The organism is Phytohabitans sp. LJ34 (assembly GCF_052068095.1).
Lineage (GTDB): Bacteria > Actinomycetota > Actinomycetes > Mycobacteriales > Micromonosporaceae > Phytohabitans.
This window is the reverse complement of the sequence record NZ_JBQHDG010000012.1, coordinates 1-18,264: the sequence shown is the minus strand read 5'-3', so window position 1 is coordinate 18,264 and position 18,264 is coordinate 1. Positions and strand designations below refer to the sequence as shown.

The window sequence follows — 18,264 nt, the reverse complement described above, 5'->3', positions numbered from 1 at the left end:
GTCGCGGCCGCTGTCGACGCATGCGATGTCGCTTGGCCGGGTCAGGCGCAGATGGCGACGGCGAACAAACTCCAGGCGTTCGGGGTTCCCGCGGTGCTCTCCCGGACGGTGGCCAGGACGTCGGTGTCGACTCTGAGCTGGGTGGCGCCCAGGTGCGCACCGGTTCGCTCGACTGTGGTCCAGTTGGTGGCGAAGCCCCCGCCGTGCACCGTGGTGCCCTGCGGGCAGGTGGTGCTTATCTGCTTGTCGCCGGTGCTATTTCTGGCCGTCTCGTCGCGGTTCCAGGTAAGACTTGGTACCTGATCGAAGCTGACGCAGATCGCTGTCGCGGTCACCTGGACGAAGCCCTCGAAGCCAGCGCCGACGGCCGTGCCGCTGCCATAGTCGCCGGCCTCTCCCGGCGGACCGAGGGTGTCGATCTTCGTAAGATGGATCTTCGACGTCGGGTCGGTGTCCGTGGCGGTGTCCAGCCCGCGCGCCTCGGCGCCCATGCCGATGGCGCCGGTCCGGCCAGGGCACCGCGCCACCGCGTTGACGATAACGGGCTCGCCGCGGGCAAGCACATCGGCGCGTACGACATCGGTGATGATCTGCAAACCCGGCAGGGACGCGGCCGGCGCACAGATCGCCTTCGCGGTAAACGACCAGTCGCCTGGAACTCCTTCTTCCGGTTCCGTCGCGGCGAATTCGACGCCGGTGTTGAACGGCCTGATGCGGTGGATGCGGACTTGTGTGCTACCGGTTATCGACATGTCCCCGCCCAAGCCACGGGCCCCCGTGGGGCAGTTGATGCGCAGGGTCTTGAGCGTGCTGGAGTCGCTGTTGCTGGACGCGGGGATGAATCGCAGTCCCTCGATCGCTGAAGCCGGCGAGGCGGCCGCGACCACGCCCGCCGCGGCGATCGCGTTGATGGCCACCAGTACCGTTACCAGCTTGCGCCAGCGGGTAGGCCGGCCTGACGAAGTCGGCATGTCCTGCTCCGTTCCTGAAGATCCGAGCCGTCGGTCGGCCCAGTCTTGTTGCCGGCCGTCACCGATCCTGCACAGAACCTGCATTCCCAGAGCTGGTGGATATGCGGCGCAGGTATCCGGGCCGGCCTTCGCGCGCAGCTGTCCGTCGACCAGCACAACCTGTGCCAAGGCGGCGTGGAAGGCCACGGGTCCGCTATCGTCGTTCTTGAATGGCCACACGAGCTGGGACAGGTGATCGATCTTGTCATCTCTCTACTTCGGAAGCTCGATGCGGCTCGTGTCGGCTCTTGCCGCGCTTTCCCTGGCGTCCCTGTCCGTCTCGGCGCCGGCGACGGCCGCTCCGCCGCTCGGCCCGACCGCGTCCGGATACGGCGGCGCGATTTCCACGGTCGACGCGACCGCGACCGCTGTGGGGCTCGAAGTGCTGCGCCGCGGCGGCAACGCGGTCGACGCCGCCATCGCCGCCGCGGCCACCCTCGGCGTTACCGAGCCGTTCTCGGCGGGCGTCGGCGGTGGCGGTTTCTTCGTCTACTACGACGCCAAGCGGCGTACGGTCTCGACCATCGACGGGCGCGAGACCGGCCCGGCGAGCATGACACCGACATACTTCATCGATCCCGCCGACGGCCGGCCGTACGACTTCGCCGAGGCCCGCGTCAGCGGCCTGTCCACGGGTGTGCCCGGCACGCTCGCCACCTGGCAGGCCGCAGCCCAACGGTGGGGCACCCGGCCGCTGGGCAGCCTGCTGCGGCCGGCCGCCGCGGTCGCCGACCAGGGCTTCCTGGTCGACGCGACCTTCCGCCAGCAGGTCGCCGACAACGCCACGGCGTTCGGGCAGTTCGACGCGACCACCGAGCTCTACCTGCCGGGCGGGGAGCCACCCGCGGTCGGCACCGTCCTGCGCAACCCCGACCTGGCAGACACCTACCGCCTGATCGCTCGCGAGGGAGCCGGCGTCTTCTACCGCGGCCCGATCGCCCGCGACATCGTGCGCACCGTGCGGCAACCACCGGTCTCCGCCACCCCGACCGACACCTGGCCGTACCCGATCCGGCCGGGCCGGCTCACCCTCGAGGACCTGGCCGGGTACCGCGTGAACTTCCCCGCACCGACGAGGTCCGGCTTCCGCGACCTGACGGTCTACGGCATGTCCACGCCGTCCAGCGGCGGCACGGCGGTCGGCGAGGCGCTGAACATCATCGAGCGGGCAGGGCTGTCGCGAGAGGACGTCACCCAGGCGCTGCACTGGTACCTCGAAGCCACGGCGCTGGCCTTCGCCGACCGCAACCGGTACGTGGGAGCCGACACGCCGCGGCCCGTGCTCCGCAGGCTGATCTCCGACTCGTGGGCCGCGCAGCGGGCCTGCCAGATCTCCCCGGCGCGGGCGCTGGTCAAGCCGGTGCCGCCGGGCGACATCGACGCGACCGGCTGCACCCCGTCGACGGTCGGCGGCCACAGCGACCAAGGCAAGAGCACCACCAACCTGACGGTGGCCGACCGGTGGGGCAACGTCGTCGAGTACACGCTGACCATCGAGCAGACCGGCGGCAACGCGATGGTCGTCCCCGGCCGCGGCTTCCTGCTCAACAACGAGCTGACCGACTTCAACTTCACCGGAACGCAAGGCGCGGCGCCCGACCCCAACCTTCCCGGCCCAGGCAAGCGGCCACGCAGCTCGATGTCGCCGACGATCGTGCTCAAGCACGGCAAGCCGTTCCTCGCCCTCGGCTCGCCAGGCGGCGCCACGATCATCACCACCGTGCTCCAGGTGCTGCTCAACCGCGTGGTCCTCGGCATGTCGCTGCCCGAGGCGATGTCGGCGCCGCGCGCCTCCCAGCGCAACTCCGCGGGCGTCCAGGCCGAGCCCGCCTTCCGGACCACGTACGGCCCGTCGCTCACACCGCTGGGCCACACGTTCGCCCCCGACGTCGCCGAACTCGGCGCGGCCACCGCGATCGAGTTCACCCCACACGGCCGTCTCATCGCTTCAGCCGAACCCACCCGCCGCGGCGGCGGAGCAGCCGCCGTGGTCCGCCCCCGCTGACCCGCGGTACGGGCTCCGTGTACAGATCTTGTGATGTCTACGCCGCCCGAACCACCAAACTCGTGCCGCACCGGCCACGCGCGTTGCCCTGAACAGGCCGATGGGACCGGATGATCGTCATGGCGGTATGCCCGCACGCGGGTGCCCGGGTCAGCAGTCGCAGCTGCCGTCGGCGCAGCCGCCGCGCGCCGCGGCGGCGGCTCGTGCACCGCGGCGGCGGTGCAGCCACCACATGCCCAGTGCGGCGGTACCCAAGACGGCCGCTACCGCGACCAGCATGTTCCGCGCGAGCGCGGCCCCGGCGCCGGTCAGCACCCCGGCGGCGACGAGCACGGGCAGCGCGCAGCACGCCGCGCAGGCCAGGGCGGCCAAGGCACCTGTGACCTTGCTACGGGTCGGCGGCGCGTTGTCCACCGTCAACGGCGGGGCGTGCCGGCGGACGACGTCGACGGGCTGGGCGGTGGGTCGGCTCACGAGCTGGCTCCCTTGAGGTGGCTGATGTCGACGAACGGGATCGGGCAGTCGGCGCAGGTGCAGTTGGTAAGGCTGTCGCAGCGGGCGGCGACGACCCGGGCCAGCGTGTCGCGCATGGCGGTCAGGTCGGCGATCTTCGCGTCGATCTCGGTAAGCTTCCGCGTCGCGCGCTGCCGCAGATCCGGGGTCGGATGCCGCCGGCGGCTGGTCTCCAGCAGCTCGGCGACCTCGTCAAGGGTGAAGCCGAGACGCTGCGCGGTCTTGATCACCGCCAGCAGTGCCACCGTGTCGTCCGGGTACACGCGGTGGCCGCCGGCGGTCCGGGCCGGTGCGGCCAGCAGGCCTCGGCGTTCGTAGTACCGCAGCGTCTGGATGTTGACGCCGGCCTGCTCGGCGACCTCCCCGGTGCGCAGGCCTGCCATCAGGAGGCCTTCGCCGCGGCGCGCTGGCCCAGCGATTCGAGCACACCGGTGTATCGCGCCGGTACGGCTATGTCCAGCCGCAACGCCTCACCCACATCGGCGGGCTCCGGCGTGACGGTGAACGTGAAGAACGAGCAGCACTGTGCCTCCCGCGCGGTCAGATCCCGCACCGCCTTCACCAGTCCCGCCGGTCCGCTCAGCCACATCCGGACGTGCTCGGCCGTGACCGGCTCGACCCGCCGCACCGCGGTCACGAACAGCTCGTCGAACGCCGCCAGCCGAAGCGGCCGCCCGGCCGCCGGCAGCGTGCACGCATCCGGCACCTGAAATGACATGACCCACCCCTGAACCCGCTGGTCAGCGCCCGGCGCGGCGCCGTCCCATCGACGATAAGCCTGTACCTGGGTACCGGATGCAACCCTCCGATCACCTCGAGACCGATCATCGTGTAGACCGGCTATCATCACGCCGTGGCGATGAATAGTGGAGAGTGCGTGACCGCGAACATCGCGGCGGGGATGACGCCGGCCGTGGCTCTGTTCCGATCGCTGGCGGACGAGACCCGGCTGCGGATCGTGCAACGCCTGTCCCGGGGGGAGGCGCGCGTGGTCGATCTGACCGGTGAGCTGGGCATGGCCCAGTCGACGGTGTCCAAGCACCTGGCGTGCCTTCGCGACTGCGGCCTGGTCGACTACCGGGCCGAGGGCCGACAGTCGTTCTACGCGCTAACCCGCCCCGAGCTGATGGACCTCCTCCAGGCGGCCGAGGCCGTGCTCACCGCCACCGGTTCGGCGGTCGCGCTTTGCCCCACCTACGGCGAGGCGGTGGCCGGATGAGCGCCACCGCCCCCACCACCGTCCTGACCGCTCGGCGGCGCGGCCAGCTCCACCGGCGCAGCTTGCACCTGGCCTACGCCACCGCCGGCTACAACATGCTCGAAGGCATCGTGGCGATCGCGGCCGGCGCCGCCGCCTCCTCGACCGCACTGATCGGATTCGGCCTGGACTCCTTCATCGAGGTCTCCTCCGCGCTCGTGGTGATCTGGCAGTTCCGCTCACGGGTGCCCGAGGCCCGCGAACGCCTCGCCTTGCGGTTGATCGCGGTGTCGTTCTTCGCCCTCGCCGCCTGGATCGGCGTGGACGCGGTCCGATCCCTGCTCGGCCAAGGAGAGGCCGCACCCTCCACAGTGGGCATCGGCATCGCCGCCGTTTCCGTCGTCGTGATGCCGCTGCTCGTCTGGGCCAAACGGCGCACCGGCCGCGAACTCGGCTCGGCCACCGTCGTAGCGGACTCCACCCAGACGCTGCTGTGCACCTACCTGTCCGCGATCCTGCTCATCGGCCTCGGACTCAACGCGCTGCTCGGCTGGGCGTGGGCCGACCCCATCGCCGGCCTGGTCATCGCCGCCGTCGCCGTCCGGGAGGGCATCGAGGCATGGCGGGGCGAACAGTGCGACGACTGCGCCCTCCCCGCCGCGGCCCAGACAGAAGCGCCGGACCGTGGCTGCACGGACGCCTGCTGCACCAGCGACGAGGAAAGCCGCACGTGATTGCTCGACGCGACCTTACAACTGTGGTGGACCTGACTTGTCAGAATAAGAACCGCGTTTGCCCAGTTCAGGGGCCAGATGTAGCGGTCGCGCCGGTGCGACAACGGTCCACGTCCTGACATCCCGGGGTTAGGGATTCCACATTAGACCTCGTTTGTCGCGGTACCGCGGTACGCAACGAAAGAGCCCTGGGCACGAGACGAACGCTGGAAGTGGCGGAAGCATCCGCGTCGCCCTTCGTAGGCGGACGCGACATCGCGGCGGCCTGCCCATCCCCCAAGAACTCCAGCCATGCCACCGCCCTGGATCGGCATGGCTCCCCCAACTCGCGCCAGCGGCGGCCACCCGTGCACCCCGATCTCGGCGAAACCCCGCGCGGATCGCGGCTAAATGAGTACGCCGGGTGAGTACTTTGATCGTCAGCGCCCATTCCGATCTGACACGGCGATCGGGGCCAGATTTCGAGGGTAAGGATCAAGGAAGCGGCACGGCGCAACATTTCTATTGGGTGAGGTGGCGAAGGCCGCGCTTTAGGTACGCCGTGGGTTGGTGTCGACGTATTTGGCCCAAGCGGGGTCGGCTTCGCCGCGTAGCCACGCGTACCGGGCCAGCCCGTACCCGTAGATCGGTTCGGTCAGGTAGCCGAGCCGAGAACGTGTTGTGTAGGTGTCCTCGCCCCGGTTCTCCCGGCCGAACTCGAACGCGGCGTTGGCGGTGAAGATGGCAAGTCCGAAGAAGACGGTCAACAGGTCGGTCAGCGGCTCGTGATCCTCCCGCTCGCGCAATATTCGGCCGTCACCCAGCAGCAGGACGTGGCCCAGTTCGTGCGCGACGGTCGCCACGAGAGCCACGGGCTGCTGGGCTTGGTCGTCGCGGATCCCGATCACTGACCGCCCCTCGCGGAGCCGGTGGTGTCCGGCCGCACCGGCCGACGCGGTGTGGATTTGTATATGCGCGGACAGCCCCGGATCCTCGGCGGCGGCGTCGTGCTCCAGCTCCACCCGGGCCGGATCGATGTCCATGTGCTTGCACAACCGTTCGAGCACGGCCCGCACATCGTCGCGACTGCCCTGTAGGCGCCGGGGAAGTAGTCATCGGTGGGAAGCACGACCTCACCGAGCAGACGCTCCTCGCCGAACTCCGCCACGAGCCAGTCCATCGACTGTTCGATCCAACTCCGCTCAACCGACCGCACGGGGCACGACGTCCGCCACCACACCATGGCGTGATTGTGCGGTACCCCGAGAAGGTGCACAGCCCCCGGCCACGCCATGGAAATCCCTGGCAAAAGGGTCACGGACGGCGATGGTGTCCGCGTTGCCGGCCAGGTGAGCGGCGGCGATCCGCAATGCCAGCGGCAGGAACCCGCACAGCCGGCCCAGCTCCGCCGTGGCCTGCGGCTCGGCCCGCACCAGGTCCCGGCCGACGATCCGGGCCAGCAGCGTGATCGCGTCGGCGGCGGCGAGCACGCCCAGACGGAGGCGGCGGACGGCCTGCATGGCGACCCGCGGTCAAGGCGGTCTCGGCTGGTGACCAGCATCAGGCGGGCGCCGCTACCCGGAACCAGCAGCCGGACCCGCTCCGCCGACGCCGCGTTGTCCAGAACCATCAGCATCCGCCGGCCGGCCGGGACACCCGCCACCGAAAACGGCTCCGCCCGGTTCCCCGGCCCACAGGGCGCCCCGCTATCGCCTAGCCCGAGGGGGCACTCCCGATATTGATAGATGCACATCTATGGTGGTTCTATGAGTACCCGCCGCCGGATTGCCCGGATCCTCGCCGCCGCTCTCGTCCTCACCCTCGCTCCGGCCGCCGCCGCCCGCGCGGACCCGCCCACGACCGGCACCGTGGCCGGCACGCTCGCCGACGGGGCGACCCCCGTGCCCGACGTGACCGTGGAACTCTTGATCATGCCGTACGGTGCCCTCGTCAAGCAGACCCGCACCGACGCGGCCGGCGCCTTCCGCATCCCCGAGGTGCAGCCCCGCGAGTACACCATGCGCTTCAAGTTCCCCGGCGGGCTGAACCAGTTCCATCCCGGGGTGGTCGACCTGGGCGAGGCGCGGACGTTCACCGTCACGGCCGGCGCGGAGACGGTGATCGGCGAGGCGGTGATGCCGCACGGCACCATCGGCGGGCGGATCACCACCGACACCGGCGCGCCCGCGGCCGGCGCCCGCGTCGAGCTGCACCGGATCACCGCCGGCGGGCCGCTCGCCACCGTGCTGGCCGACGCCAACGGAGGCTACCTGTTCCGGTACCCGCCGAGCGGCCAGCACCGGATCGCCGTCGCCCCGGCCGAGCGCGGGGGAACGCTCCAGTGGGCGTACCGCCACCGCAGCTACACGCAGGCCGACCCGTTCACCATCACCCCCGGCCAGCACACCACAGTGGACGACCAGCTCTTCCCCACCGGTACCATCACCGGCCGGTTCACCCGCGACGGCGTGCCGGTCGCCAACGTCGTCGTCTACGCGACATCCCAAGCCACCACCGCCGAGTCGGTCTCCAACTGGACCGACGCCGAGGGCGTGTTCCGGCTGAAGCCGTACCCGGGCTCGTACAAGCTGAAGTTCGTCGTGCGCTCTGGCACCGGCCTGGACCAGTGGCTCGGTGGCGCCGAGTCGGAGGCCGCGACCCAACCGGTGCAGGTCGCCGCCGGCCAGACGGTCACGCTCGAGGAGCGGCAGCTGCCGACCGGCATGGTCCGCGGCCGGCTCACCGACGCAGCCGGCCAGCCACCGGTCGCCAGCGGCGTCGTCGTCTACGACACCGCGCGCGGCCGGACGTTCCAGGCCACCACGGCGGCCGACGGCACGTGGTTCAAGATGGTGTGGCCCGGCACCTACGCGGTGCGGTACTCGTCCGGCGGCCAGGCGCAGTGGGCGACCGGCAGGAGCACCCCGGAGACGGCCGATCCGGTGACCGTCGCCGCCGGCGGCACCACCTTCCTCGACGAGGTGCTGCTCCCGACCGGATCGCTCGCGGTGCGCGCGGTTGACCGCGGCAGCGGCGCGGCGCTCACCACCTTCTGCGCCACGGCATGGGCCCGGTACGTGTACCTGCGCGCGTGCACGCAGGACGGTACGGCGGAGCTCGCGCTGAGCGCCGGCGCGTACGAGGTGACGGTCTCCGACGACGTCCACCCCGCGGCGGTGCACCCGGACGTGCGGGTCGCCACCGGCCAACTGACGGCGCTAACCGCGCGGCTCTAGCCACGACCTCCTTTAGAGATCTTTCAGCATCGAGGTCATGGGTTTCTTAATGCAGATTTTCCCCGATCCGCGGCAGTTGCAGACCGTATGCCGGCGGGCACCGCGGAGATAGGCGGCTCGCTGCGCTCGCCGTGATCCCCGACCTCCGCCGCCAGGCCCGCGAGACAACCCCAAACCCGAACGACGCAACCACCAGATCTCCAGTTGCCGGTCTATCCACAATGGCGGCGGCCAGCGCGGGGGCGCCTCCGGCGGGGCGGCCTGGTCAGGGGGTGCCGCTGACCGCGTACGCGTGCACCATGGGGTGCAGGCCGGTCATGATCGGGCTCGGATCACCGATGCCGTACGCCCGAGCGGCGTACGCCCAAAAGGTGCGGACAGGTATGGGCAGGGGACCTGTAGGGCGCTACGGTCGTCCCCGGTCACGACGTGGTTGCCGTGCGCCACCGGCCGGTCTGGCAGTGTGGCACACAGCGCCCTGGCGGTGAGCCGCCTCCGGTGCGCAGCCTCGTTTGCTGCCGCGGTGGCATCGCGGGTGGTGTTGGTACCCTCCCGTGGGCCGGCCGCGGCGGCCGTGGCCGGCAGACGGTCCAGGAGGTGGAGGCGGTCATGGCGACATCGCGTGACGACGCCTTCCACTCGTTCTTTGAGGCTCATCACGCCGAATTGGCCCGCCTGGCCTACCTGATCACCGGCGAGGCGGAGGTGGCCGATGACCTCGCCGCGGACGCACTGCTGGAGGTGTGGCGACATTGGGAGCGGGTGGCTGCGGCCGAGAGTCCGATCGCGTACGCCCGCGGTGTGCTTGCCAACCTGGCCCGCAACAGGATCCGTAAATTGGGCCGGGAGCGGCGCGGTCTGCTTGGCCTGGGGTTGCTACGGCCGGAGCGGACGTTCGCCCAGGACGTGGACGTGCCTGTGGTCCTCGACGTGCGGGAGGCGCTTCGCCGGCTGCCGTACCGGCGCCGGGCATGCGTGGTGCTGCGGCATGTGTTCGATCTGTCAGAGCAGGAGACGGCGCGTACCCTCGGCGTCTCGGTGGGCACCGTGAAGAGCCAGACGTCGCGTGGGATGGCCCAGTTGACCGCGTTGCTTGGTGACAAGCCAGTACCGGCGACCATCCGGAGACGGTGGCTGGCTCCCGTCTCGCGTGCCCAGGGTCTGCCCGGCCCGTCCGGAGAGGGGACCTGATATGTCGTCGGATCGAGCCCGCTCCGCACTTCGCGCTGCCGCGGCGGCTCACCAGCCGGACCGCGCGGCCATCTTGGCCCGGATCCGACGCGGCCAGGCGACTGGTCCGGGCCTGTCGTACCGCCGCAGCCGTCGAGGTACCGTCGGGCGTGCCGCCGTGATGGCCGCGGCCGTGGCCGCGGTACTCGGGCTCAGCGTAGCTGTCACATGGGCCGCTCTGTCCGACGGTGGGACGCGGAAGCCGGTCCAGGCAGCGTCCGCAACGGCGCGTCCCGGCCCGACCCTCGCCTCAAACGCCGCTCCGGGACTGGCACCGAACCGACAGGATACGATCCGCCCGCCGTCCGCTGCCCATACGTCCCGTTCACCGGCGGCCTCTCCGGAAAAGACCAGTTCGCACCAGGGCTTTCTGTCGTCGAGCGGTGCCGTCGACCCGCATAGCATCGACAACTGGGCGCAGAGCAACGTGACGCTCAGAAACAGCCAGACCGTGACGGCGCTGCAGGTTCGTGTCCGGATCGCCCGCACGCCGGACCTGTCCAGCACCGGAGCCTGGAGCACCGTGCCGGTCCAGGATCTGGTGACCACCGTCGAGCAGCAGCCCGACGCGTTGGTCTACACCTTCACGCTGAAGCCGGGAGCGCGCCTCCCGTCGGCCGAGCACGTCTTCGCGGTGCAGTACGGGCACGCTGTGGGCGGCAGGAACCCGAGCCAGGACAGCTACCAGGCGACCGCGACCGCGGACGGTACTCGGGTAGAGGTGGAGGGCGGCTTCTGAATTTTCTCGGGGCGGTCGAGCAACCTTTCCGGTCTGCCGGACCACTGAAGATCGTTCGGGTCGATTGGAATGGTTGAAGGAGAGCACCGACATGACCCCTGTGCACCCGCGCCGCAGGTCGCGCCTCGCGTTCGCGAGCGCCGTATCCGCGGCCATACTGGCGGCCGGCGCTGGGTGCGGCGAACCATCTCCCGCCGGGCCTATCGCGGCCACAGCCGCCGCCAGCACCCAGGCGACCGTCCCGCCGGGGGTGGGGACCGCCACCGCGGCCTCTGGTGCGAGCAGCGCAACGGCGCGGCCGTCGACCTCTCCGAGCATCAAAGCGTCGCCATCGCCGAAGAAGAGCGGCCCGCGGACGGCGTCCGCCGCGGCACCGTTGGCGGGACGGATCCGGCCTAACGTCACGTACCGCGGAAAAGCTACCTTCTACGACGCTGGGGACGGCGACGGCGCCTGCCTGTTCGGCCCAGCCGGTGACCTCATGATCGGGGCGATGAACCAGACCGACTACGAGGCGTCCAAGGCGTGTGGGGCGTACGTGCTGGTCCGCGCGGCCAACGGCGCCTCGGTCACGGTCCGGATCACCAACCTGTGCCCATTGCCCTGCGCACCCGGGCAGATCGACCTCAGCCCTCAAGCCTTCGCCAAGCTGGCCGACCCCAAGCGCGGCGAGGTACCGATCACGTGGAAACTGCTCAGCCCCAGCATCTCCAACACGATCTCGATCCGATACAAAACCGGGTCCAGCCAATGGTGGTGCGGCATCCAGGCGATCGGCCACCGCAATCCGATAGCGCGACTGGAGGTCCGCACCAGCACCGGCTGGCAACGGCTGCCCCGCACCGACTACAACCACTTCCTCTCCGCCAACGGCAGCGGGTGCGGCGGCGCCATCAGGGTCACCGACATCTACGGAGAACGGCTGACCATCAACGGGATCGCGCTGAAGCCGGACGTCGCGCAGCCGACCCGGGTCCAATTCGCCAAGCACTGACCACGCCGGCGGTACATCGTGGAGACGACTTCACGAAGTTGAGGCTTGGCGCCGGGGCAAGTCCTCCACCAACCCCTTGCCGCGTGCCCCGGCCTTCGAGCCAATGGGACCGCGTGCTGCCACGTCGCCGAGTCCTCTGTAGGTGTGATCCTCGTAGTCCAAGCGACCGCCGAGTCGGGGGTGGTGGAATGATCTTCGTTCGTTGTGTCGACGTACCAGATCTGCGTTCTCGGTTATTCGGTTGGTCCCGGCCGGGTCTCCAAGGCATGGCAAAGGCGGCGGCGGGAGTACACGCATGAAGTGGATCAAGATCGCGGCTGGCGTGCTCGTGCTGGTCGTGGTGGGCGCGGCGGGGACGGCCGCGGCGGCGCTGCACGGAACGCGCGATCCTGTGACCACCGGGCGGTCGTGGGTGCCGCCGGGTGGGGCCGCAACCCCGGTGACCTCGTCGCCGGCCACGGTGCCGGCGCCTTCGGCGTCCGTGTCGCCGTCGAGCAGCCGTACGACTGGTACGGCGGCCGGGAACCCGTACGCCGCGGGCGCGGTGATCGCGGACATCACCGTCGACCCGGGTCGGGACCCGGTCTTCGCTCGCGACGCGGACCTGCGGCGGACCGAGACGTACACCTATCGCTTCTCCACGGTGGGCGACCACCGCCTGGCGCCGGGCACGTTCGCCTTCCAGTACGACGTCACCACCGGAGCCCTCAAGGCGCGGCTGGCCGAGCGGAAGGCCAACCTCGCCGCAGCGACCGGAATCGCGCTCTACCTGACCGGCGGGACGGCGCTTGGCGACGCCGATCTGGGGGCGTTGCAGGGCGTGCACCGCGACCTGGGGCTGACGAACCTGTCCCGTCTCTACGTCTACAACCTCAGGACACTGGCGGGTGGGACCGAGTGCACGCCGTCCTCCGGCCTGGCGTGCGCCGGTCAGACCGCTCGCGGCGGCACCTTCCCGTATCTGTGGTTCAACGGATGGTGGGACACGTGGGTCAAACACCTGGTCCTGGATGACCTGATCGAGGTGCCGGATGGGGCGTTCAGTAACCACACCTTCACGGACATGAGCCTGCGCGCGGCCCGGTCGATCGGTGTCATGGCGTTCGGTCACGGGCCACGCGCACGGTTGAGCGTGCTGTACCTGCCGAGTGTGCGGGCGATCGCGCACGACGCGTTCCGCCGCAACCAGTACCTGACAAAGGTCAATCTGCCCCGGGTCACCACGATCGCCGACTTCGCCTTCGACGACGCGTCGCGCCTGCGGTACCTCAACGCCCCGCAGCTCGAACGGATCGGCCGGAACGCCCTCAACGACAGCCACGCCCTCGTGTCGGTCAACCTGCCGAACCTGCGGTACATGGGCATCAACTGCTTCGACCTCAACCAGGCCCTGACCGGCCTGCGGCTGCCCGCGCTGACCGAGCTGGACAAAAACGCCATCATCCGCTTCGACAACCTCCGATGGCTGTACGCGCCGCGGTTGAGCACCGCCCGGCACGACTCGATCACCAGCAACCCGAAGCTCAGTGCCGTCCACCTACCGAAGATCACCCACCTCGGACCGCGCGCCCTCGCTGGCAATCCGGCCCTCGCCCGGATAAACCTCGGCGACCAACCACCCCGGCAGGACTCGGACGTCTTCGCCGGCACCGACCAAGCGACGATCTACCACACCGGCACCGCCGCCGCCTGGGCCGGCTTCGTCCCGGCCGGCAACCCGTCGCTACCGATCCGGGCACGAAACTAGAACCGTTTGAGGAACTGGGTTAGGGCTGAGGCAGAGTAGGAAGTTGGCGGCGGGCTTGGTAGCGGGCGAGGCGTTTGGTCATGCCGGCCACTGGCAGCCGGTTTGCGTCCATGACAACTCCCGTTGGATGGCAACGGGAGTTGTCCAGGTCGACGGCGGGTTGGCCCGGATCCCGTGCCTCCGGGCTGTCAGGGACAGTGGCCGGCCGCCGGGTGGACTCGGGTACCCCGCGGTACGGGTCAGCGATGTCTCATCGCGCGTTCGACGTCGCCGCCGCCACGGCCAAGTCGAAGTCGCGCCGGCGTAGGACGGTGCGGCCAGTTCGCCGCAGCGGTGGCCGGGAGTGATCAACGCCTACCGCACAGCGAGGTGACCAAGAAGTTCCCGGCTCGGGGCAACCTTTGCGGGGCAGGTAACCACAGAGGAGTGGGACCCGGCCACTGCGGTGCTGGATCCAGCTTTCCTCTGGTGAACGGCATGCATAAGGAGAACACCTCTTCATGAAGAACCCCACGAGCGGCGGACGCCACCGGCGTTACCGCCGTCGCTGGACCGCCATGGGCTTGCTGCTTGGCGTGTCCGCCCTTCTCGTGCCGTACCTGCTGTTCGTTCACGTGGACTCGCAGGCCGCGACGGTCGACGGCGGTGCCTACTATCGGCTCGTTTCCCTGCGCAGCGGTAAGGCGCTGGACGTCAACGCCTTCTCGACCGCCGACGGCGCCCACATCCAGCAGTGGACCGACCAGAACACCGCCAACCAGCAGTGGAAGCTGCGATCCACCGGGAATGGTTACTTCGAGCTGGTGAGCCGCAACAGCGGCAAGGTGCTCGGCATAGCGGGCGATTCGACCGCCCAGGCGGCCGCCGCGGAGCAGCAGACCGACAGCGCCTCCACCTCCCAGGAGTGGCGGATCGACGATGTGCGCGGTTCCGACGCCGTCACCTTCACATCCCGCAGGAGCGGCCAGGTCCTGGACGTGCACGGAAACTCCACGGCCGACGGCGCCGCAGTCATCCAGTGGCCCGGCCACGGCGGCACCAACCAGCAGTGGAAGCTGGTGAAACTGGCCGAGGCCCCGGCGGCCCAGATACCGACGGCCGGGACCCCGACGACCGCCGCCCCGACGGCCGGGACCGGCACGACGGAACCCAAGACCCCAACCGGACCGTATGTGTGGAAGAACGCCCAGGTGGTGGGCGGCGGTTACGTCACCGGGCTGGTGTTCAACCCCAAGGAGAAGGGCCTGCTGTACGCGCGTACTGACATGGGCGGCGCCTACCGTTGGGACGTCGCGGCCGAGCAGTGGATCCCGCTGACCGACTGGGCCGGCGAGAAGGACTGGAACCTGCTGGGCATCGATTCGCTGGCCACCGACCCCGTCGACCCCAACCGGCTCTACCTCGGGGCGGGCACATACACCAACGAGTGGGCGGGCAACGGCGCGATCCTGCGCTCCACCGACCGTGGCCGCACCTTCCAGCGCACCGATCTGCCCTTCAAACTGGGCGCCAACGAGGACGGCCGCGGGGCGGGCGAACGGCTGGCGGTCAACCCCGCAGACCACGACACCCTGCTATTGGGCACCCGCAAGAACGGCCTGTGGCGCAGCACCGACCACGGCGCGACATGGAGCCAGGTCTCCTCGTTCCCCGTCAAGAACGGGGCGAGCAGCGGCGCGGGCATCTCCTTCGTGACGTACGGCCCGGCCGCAGGCGAGACGATCTACGTCGGCGTCGCCGACACATCCACCTCCCTGTACCGCTCCACCGACGGCGGCAGCACCTGGCAGGCCGTCTCCGGGCAGCCCACCGGCCAGATGCCGCAGCACGGCGTGCTCTCCGGCGACGGCACGCTGTACCTGACGTACACCAACAACGTCGGACCCAACGACGTGACGGCGGGCTCGGTGTGGAAGTACACACCGGCCGGCGGGGCGTGGAAGGACATCTCCCCGTCCCAGGGCAGCTACGGATTCTCCGGTCTGGCCGTCGACCCGCAGAAGCCGTCCACGGTCATGGTCACCACCCTCGACCGCTGGTGGCCCGAGGACGAGATCTACCGGACCACCGACGGCGGCACGACCTGGAAGGCACTGGCCGCCAAATCGGTGCGGGACGCCTCCATCGCTCCTTACGTCGGCACCGGCACCGGGCACTGGATGACCGCCCTGGCCATCGATCCCTTCGACTCCGGCCACGTGCTGTACGGCACCGGCAACACCATCTGGCGCAGCAAGGACGCCACCGCCAACGACAGCGGCGGTACCAGCCACTGGGCCGTGGGTGCCCGCGGGCTGGAAGAGACCGCGCTGCTGGACGTGATCGCCCCTCCGGGCGGCGCCGCCGTCATCACCGCCATGGGTGACCAAGGCGGTTTCCGCCACGACTCCCCGTCCGACGTACCCGCCCGACACCTGCAGAACCCGGTGATGGGCAACAGCACCAGCATCGACTTCGCCCAGTCCAACCCCGCGGTGATGGTCCGCGTCGGCCGTGGCGGCGCGCAGGACGGCGCCTACTCCACCGACGGCGGCACCAGCTGGACCGGCTTCAAGTCGGAGCCAGTGGGCAGCGCCGACACCGGCCACGTCGCGCTCGCGGCGGACGGCTCCACCATCGTCTGGACCCAAGCCGGCCAGGCCCCGTACCGCTCGACCGACAAGGGAGCGAGCTGGTCGAAGGTCAGCGGCCTGGGCACCGACGCCGTGGTCGTCGCCGACCGCTCCGCGGCCAACACCTTCTACTCACTGGCCGGCGGCACGCTGTACGCCAGCACCGACGGCGGCGCGAGTTTCACCGCCCGCGCCACCAACCTGCCCGCAGGCCGGCTCACGGCCGTGCCCGGCATCGCCGGAGACCTGTGGATCGCCGGCGGCGCCAAGGGGCTGCTGCACTCCACCGACGGCGGCCGCACCTTCACCACGCTCACAACGGTGCAGTCCGCCTCCGCCCTCGGCTTCGGCAAGGCCGCACCGGGCGCCTCCTACCAGGCCGTGTACCTGATCGGTACCGTCAAGGACGCCACCGGCGTCTTCCGCTCCACCGACAACGGCGCCACCTGGCTCCGCGTCAACGACGACGCCCACCAGTGGGGCAGCATCAGCGGCGCCGGCGTCATCACCGGCGACCCCGACACCTACGGCCGCGTCTACGTCGGCACAAACGGCCGCGGCCTCCAGTACGGCGACCCCTCCTGACCCCAACCCCCGAGCGGGGGCCGCAGGCACAACAGCCTGCGGCCCCCGCCATGACTCAGGGACCTCGCTCGCCTCGTCCTGCACGAGCTCCTGCACGAGCTCCTGGAGGGGCTGTCTGGACGATGCCCGAGGCGACCCCGCACGCTGTCGTGGTGGTTGCTCATTCTGAGGTTTGCCCACCAGTACAACCAGCAACGGTCCTCGAAGGCGACACCAATCCCCGCCGCTCAACATGTTCGGTGTAGGAACGCAGTGTGCTGGAGCCGCCCGTCGGCCAGCGTGAGGTAGCCGATCCTTGTGGCTGCCTCCTCGGACAGCTCCGCCGTCGCTTTGGCCGCTCCCCCTCGCTTTCTACGCTCTACATTGAACGACGACCGAGAGTACTTCGGAGAACGGTTGGCGCAACGCGACCTCTGACGCGCTCGCAATGATCGAGGACACCTTTCCACCGCCCGGACCGAAGCTCGAAGACGAGATCGCCGAAGTCTGATCTTCCCCCGATAGCGTGGAGGCCAGAGCTTGAGGGATAGAGGTTCATGGCTGAGACGAGACGTCGGTTCGACCGGGAGTTCCGTGAGAGTGCGGTGCGGATCGTGCGGGAGACCGGTAAGCCGATCGCGCAGGTCGCTCGGGACCTGGGGATCAACGAGGGCACCTTGGGCAACTGGGTCAACCAGGACCGGCGGGCGGGGGGTGAGGCGGCCGCTGGTGGCGGGCTCGGTGAGGACGAGCGTGCCGAGCTGGCGCGGTTGCGGCGGGAGAACGCCGAGCTGGCGATGGAGCAGGGATGACGCCCCTATGTTTAGAGCGCTGTTAGCTCGTCGGTCGCCGCCGCGGTTCAGCCGGTGGCGGATGGTCTTGCCGGAGGACGCCTCGATCGGGCTGAAGCCGCAGAGCGCGGCGAAAGCGGCACGACACTCCCGGCCGCGCCTACTACCGCCGCCGCGTCGCCGAAGGCAAGACCACGATGGAAGCCCTTCGCGCCCTCAAACGCCACCTGTCCGACGTGGTCTACCAGCGAATGGTCCTCGACGCTCGACGCACCCAGACCAGCGAGGCGGACCCGGGAGGACCCCAGGCAGCGACTCTGCAATCCACCGCGGCCAGCCCAATCCCAACAGCCAACTCTTCGGACAAGTCACAACCCGGACCCGCTGCCCACCAGCCTAAAACATCCCTCGCCGCAACCCCTTGACCTAGAGGGGAGCCAGATCACTGCGCCTGATCTTTGGCCAACAGGGCGCGGATTGCGGCTGAGCGCGCATCGGCTACCCGTTCGCGTACCGGGCAACCGAGGTTACGGCATTCGCAAGGGCTCGACCGGGTCGCTGCTGGAGTTGTACGAGTTCTTGGCGGCGACCACGGCCGCCTGGACGTGCTCGGGGTCGACACCGTGCACGTTGAGCGGCGGGTGCACACGCCGGACAAGTTCGGCCTCGATGGTTGCCGGCTCCGCGTCCTCCGCCCAGGTCAAGCGCAGGTGCGCGTACATCCACGCGGTCAGCCGCGCCTCATCCTCAGCCACCAGGACAACACGATCGGTCCAGGTCGTCCGAAAACCCTCGGACACAAGAAGCCCGGCCAAGGTACGGCGCAGGGTCGAGCTGAACCGCCCCGGGTTCTGTGGAGACTTCAGTGGTTGACTCCAGCCACCGCGCGAGGCTGGTGTTGAGCGTAGTAGG

General features: G+C 69.8%; 17 protein-coding genes and 1 pseudogene. 10 read left to right on the top strand and 8 right to left on the bottom strand.

Annotation, left to right across the window (positions count from 1 at the left end; genetic code table 11):
* Positions 1-41: 41 nt before the first annotated feature.
* Complete coding sequence (locus tag ACTMTJ_RS21650) at positions 42-1,157, bottom strand: hypothetical protein (RefSeq protein WP_441219316.1); 1,116 nt, start codon at positions 1,155-1,157, stop codon at positions 42-44.
* An 82-nt stretch (positions 1,158-1,239) separates the two neighbouring features.
* Here ACTMTJ_RS21650 and ACTMTJ_RS21645 point away from each other — a divergent pair, with 82 nt between their 5' ends.
* Positions 1,240-3,015 (top strand): gamma-glutamyltransferase family protein, encoded by a 1,776-nt coding sequence (locus ACTMTJ_RS21645; RefSeq protein WP_441219314.1) that lies wholly within the window; start codon positions 1,240-1,242, stop codon positions 3,013-3,015.
* 150 nt (positions 3,016-3,165) lie between these two features.
* Here the strand turns inward: ACTMTJ_RS21645 and ACTMTJ_RS21640 are convergent, their stop codons facing one another.
* Genes ACTMTJ_RS21640 through ACTMTJ_RS21630 form a run of 3 tightly spaced genes read right to left on the bottom strand, consistent with a single transcriptional unit; the run spans position 3,166 to position 4,246 of the window.
* Positions 3,166-3,489: a hypothetical protein gene (locus tag ACTMTJ_RS21640; protein ID WP_441219312.1), complete on the bottom strand. Its 324-nt coding sequence runs from the start codon at positions 3,487-3,489 to the stop codon at positions 3,166-3,168.
* Complete coding sequence (locus tag ACTMTJ_RS21635) at positions 3,486-3,911, bottom strand: MerR family transcriptional regulator (protein WP_441219310.1); 426 nt, start codon at positions 3,909-3,911, stop codon at positions 3,486-3,488. The genes ACTMTJ_RS21640 and ACTMTJ_RS21635 overlap by 4 nt, the downstream gene beginning before the upstream one ends.
* Entirely contained in the window at positions 3,911-4,246 is a 336-nt protein-coding gene (locus ACTMTJ_RS21630) for a hypothetical protein (RefSeq protein WP_441219308.1), read from the bottom strand. The genes ACTMTJ_RS21635 and ACTMTJ_RS21630 overlap by 1 nt, the downstream gene beginning before the upstream one ends.
* A 183-nt stretch (positions 4,247-4,429) precedes the next feature.
* Here ACTMTJ_RS21630 and ACTMTJ_RS21625 point away from each other — a divergent pair, with 183 nt between their 5' ends.
* Together ACTMTJ_RS21625 and ACTMTJ_RS21620 are read left to right on the top strand one after the other, a co-directional pair.
* Positions 4,430-4,747 carry an ArsR/SmtB family transcription factor gene (locus ACTMTJ_RS21625; RefSeq protein ID WP_441219731.1) on the top strand — a complete coding sequence of 106 codons (318 nt, stop codon included), beginning with the start codon at positions 4,430-4,432 and terminating at the stop codon, positions 4,745-4,747.
* A complete protein-coding gene (locus ACTMTJ_RS21620; protein ID WP_441219306.1) occupies positions 4,744-5,460 on the top strand; it encodes a cation diffusion facilitator family transporter in 717 nt (238 codons plus the stop codon). The genes ACTMTJ_RS21625 and ACTMTJ_RS21620 overlap by 4 nt, the downstream gene beginning before the upstream one ends.
* A gap of 530 nt (positions 5,461-5,990) precedes the next feature.
* On the opposite strand, the gene ACTMTJ_RS21615 is transcribed toward ACTMTJ_RS21620, so the two are convergent.
* Together ACTMTJ_RS21615 and ACTMTJ_RS21610 are read right to left on the bottom strand one after the other, a co-directional pair.
* Complete coding sequence (locus ACTMTJ_RS21615) at positions 5,991-6,506, bottom strand: hypothetical protein (protein WP_441219305.1); 516 nt, start codon at positions 6,504-6,506, stop codon at positions 5,991-5,993.
* 135 nt (positions 6,507-6,641) lie between these two features.
* Positions 6,642-6,929, bottom strand: a complete 288-nt coding sequence (locus ACTMTJ_RS21610) for a hypothetical protein (RefSeq protein ID WP_441219303.1) — start codon at positions 6,927-6,929, stop codon at positions 6,642-6,644.
* 276 nt (positions 6,930-7,205) lie between these two features.
* Between ACTMTJ_RS21610 and ACTMTJ_RS21605 the strand changes: the two genes are divergently transcribed.
* From ACTMTJ_RS21605 to ACTMTJ_RS21575, 7 genes are all read left to right on the top strand, one after another.
* A complete protein-coding gene (locus ACTMTJ_RS21605; RefSeq protein ID WP_441219301.1) occupies positions 7,206-8,675 on the top strand; it encodes a carboxypeptidase regulatory-like domain-containing protein in 1,470 nt (489 codons plus the stop codon).
* A 609-nt stretch (positions 8,676-9,284) separates the two neighbouring features.
* Positions 9,285-9,866: a SigE family RNA polymerase sigma factor gene (locus ACTMTJ_RS21600; RefSeq protein WP_441219730.1), complete on the top strand. Its 582-nt coding sequence runs from the start codon at positions 9,285-9,287 to the stop codon at positions 9,864-9,866.
* Between the two features lie 490 nt (positions 9,867-10,356).
* Entirely contained in the window at positions 10,357-10,644 is a 288-nt protein-coding gene (locus ACTMTJ_RS21595) for a hypothetical protein (protein WP_441219299.1), read from the top strand.
* A 91-nt stretch (positions 10,645-10,735) separates the two neighbouring features.
* Entirely contained in the window at positions 10,736-11,638 is a 903-nt protein-coding gene (locus tag ACTMTJ_RS21590; RefSeq protein ID WP_441219297.1) for an expansin EXLX1 family cellulose-binding protein, read from the top strand.
* Between the two features lie 295 nt (positions 11,639-11,933).
* Positions 11,934-13,385 carry a leucine-rich repeat protein gene (locus ACTMTJ_RS21585; RefSeq protein ID WP_441219295.1) on the top strand — a complete coding sequence of 484 codons (1,452 nt, stop codon included), beginning with the start codon at positions 11,934-11,936 and terminating at the stop codon, positions 13,383-13,385.
* 500 nt (positions 13,386-13,885) lie between these two features.
* Positions 13,886-16,582: an RICIN domain-containing protein gene (locus ACTMTJ_RS21580; RefSeq protein ID WP_441219293.1), complete on the top strand. Its 2,697-nt coding sequence runs from the start codon at positions 13,886-13,888 to the stop codon at positions 16,580-16,582.
* Positions 16,583-17,118: 536 nt separating this feature from the next.
* The gene (locus tag ACTMTJ_RS21575) at positions 17,119-17,373 is read left to right on the top strand and encodes a transposase (protein ID WP_441219291.1); all 255 of its coding nucleotides are present in this window, start codon (positions 17,119-17,121) and stop codon (positions 17,371-17,373) included.
* A gap of 6 nt (positions 17,374-17,379) precedes the next feature.
* Here ACTMTJ_RS21575 and ACTMTJ_RS21570 read toward each other — a convergent pair.
* Positions 17,380-17,493, bottom strand: a pseudogene (locus ACTMTJ_RS21570) (transposase); the annotation flags it as partial.
* A gap of 386 nt (positions 17,494-17,879) precedes the next feature.
* Positions 17,880-18,179, bottom strand: a complete 300-nt coding sequence (locus tag ACTMTJ_RS21565; RefSeq protein ID WP_441219729.1) for a GIY-YIG nuclease family protein — start codon at positions 18,177-18,179, stop codon at positions 17,880-17,882.
* Between the last annotated feature and the right edge of the window lie 85 nt (positions 18,180-18,264).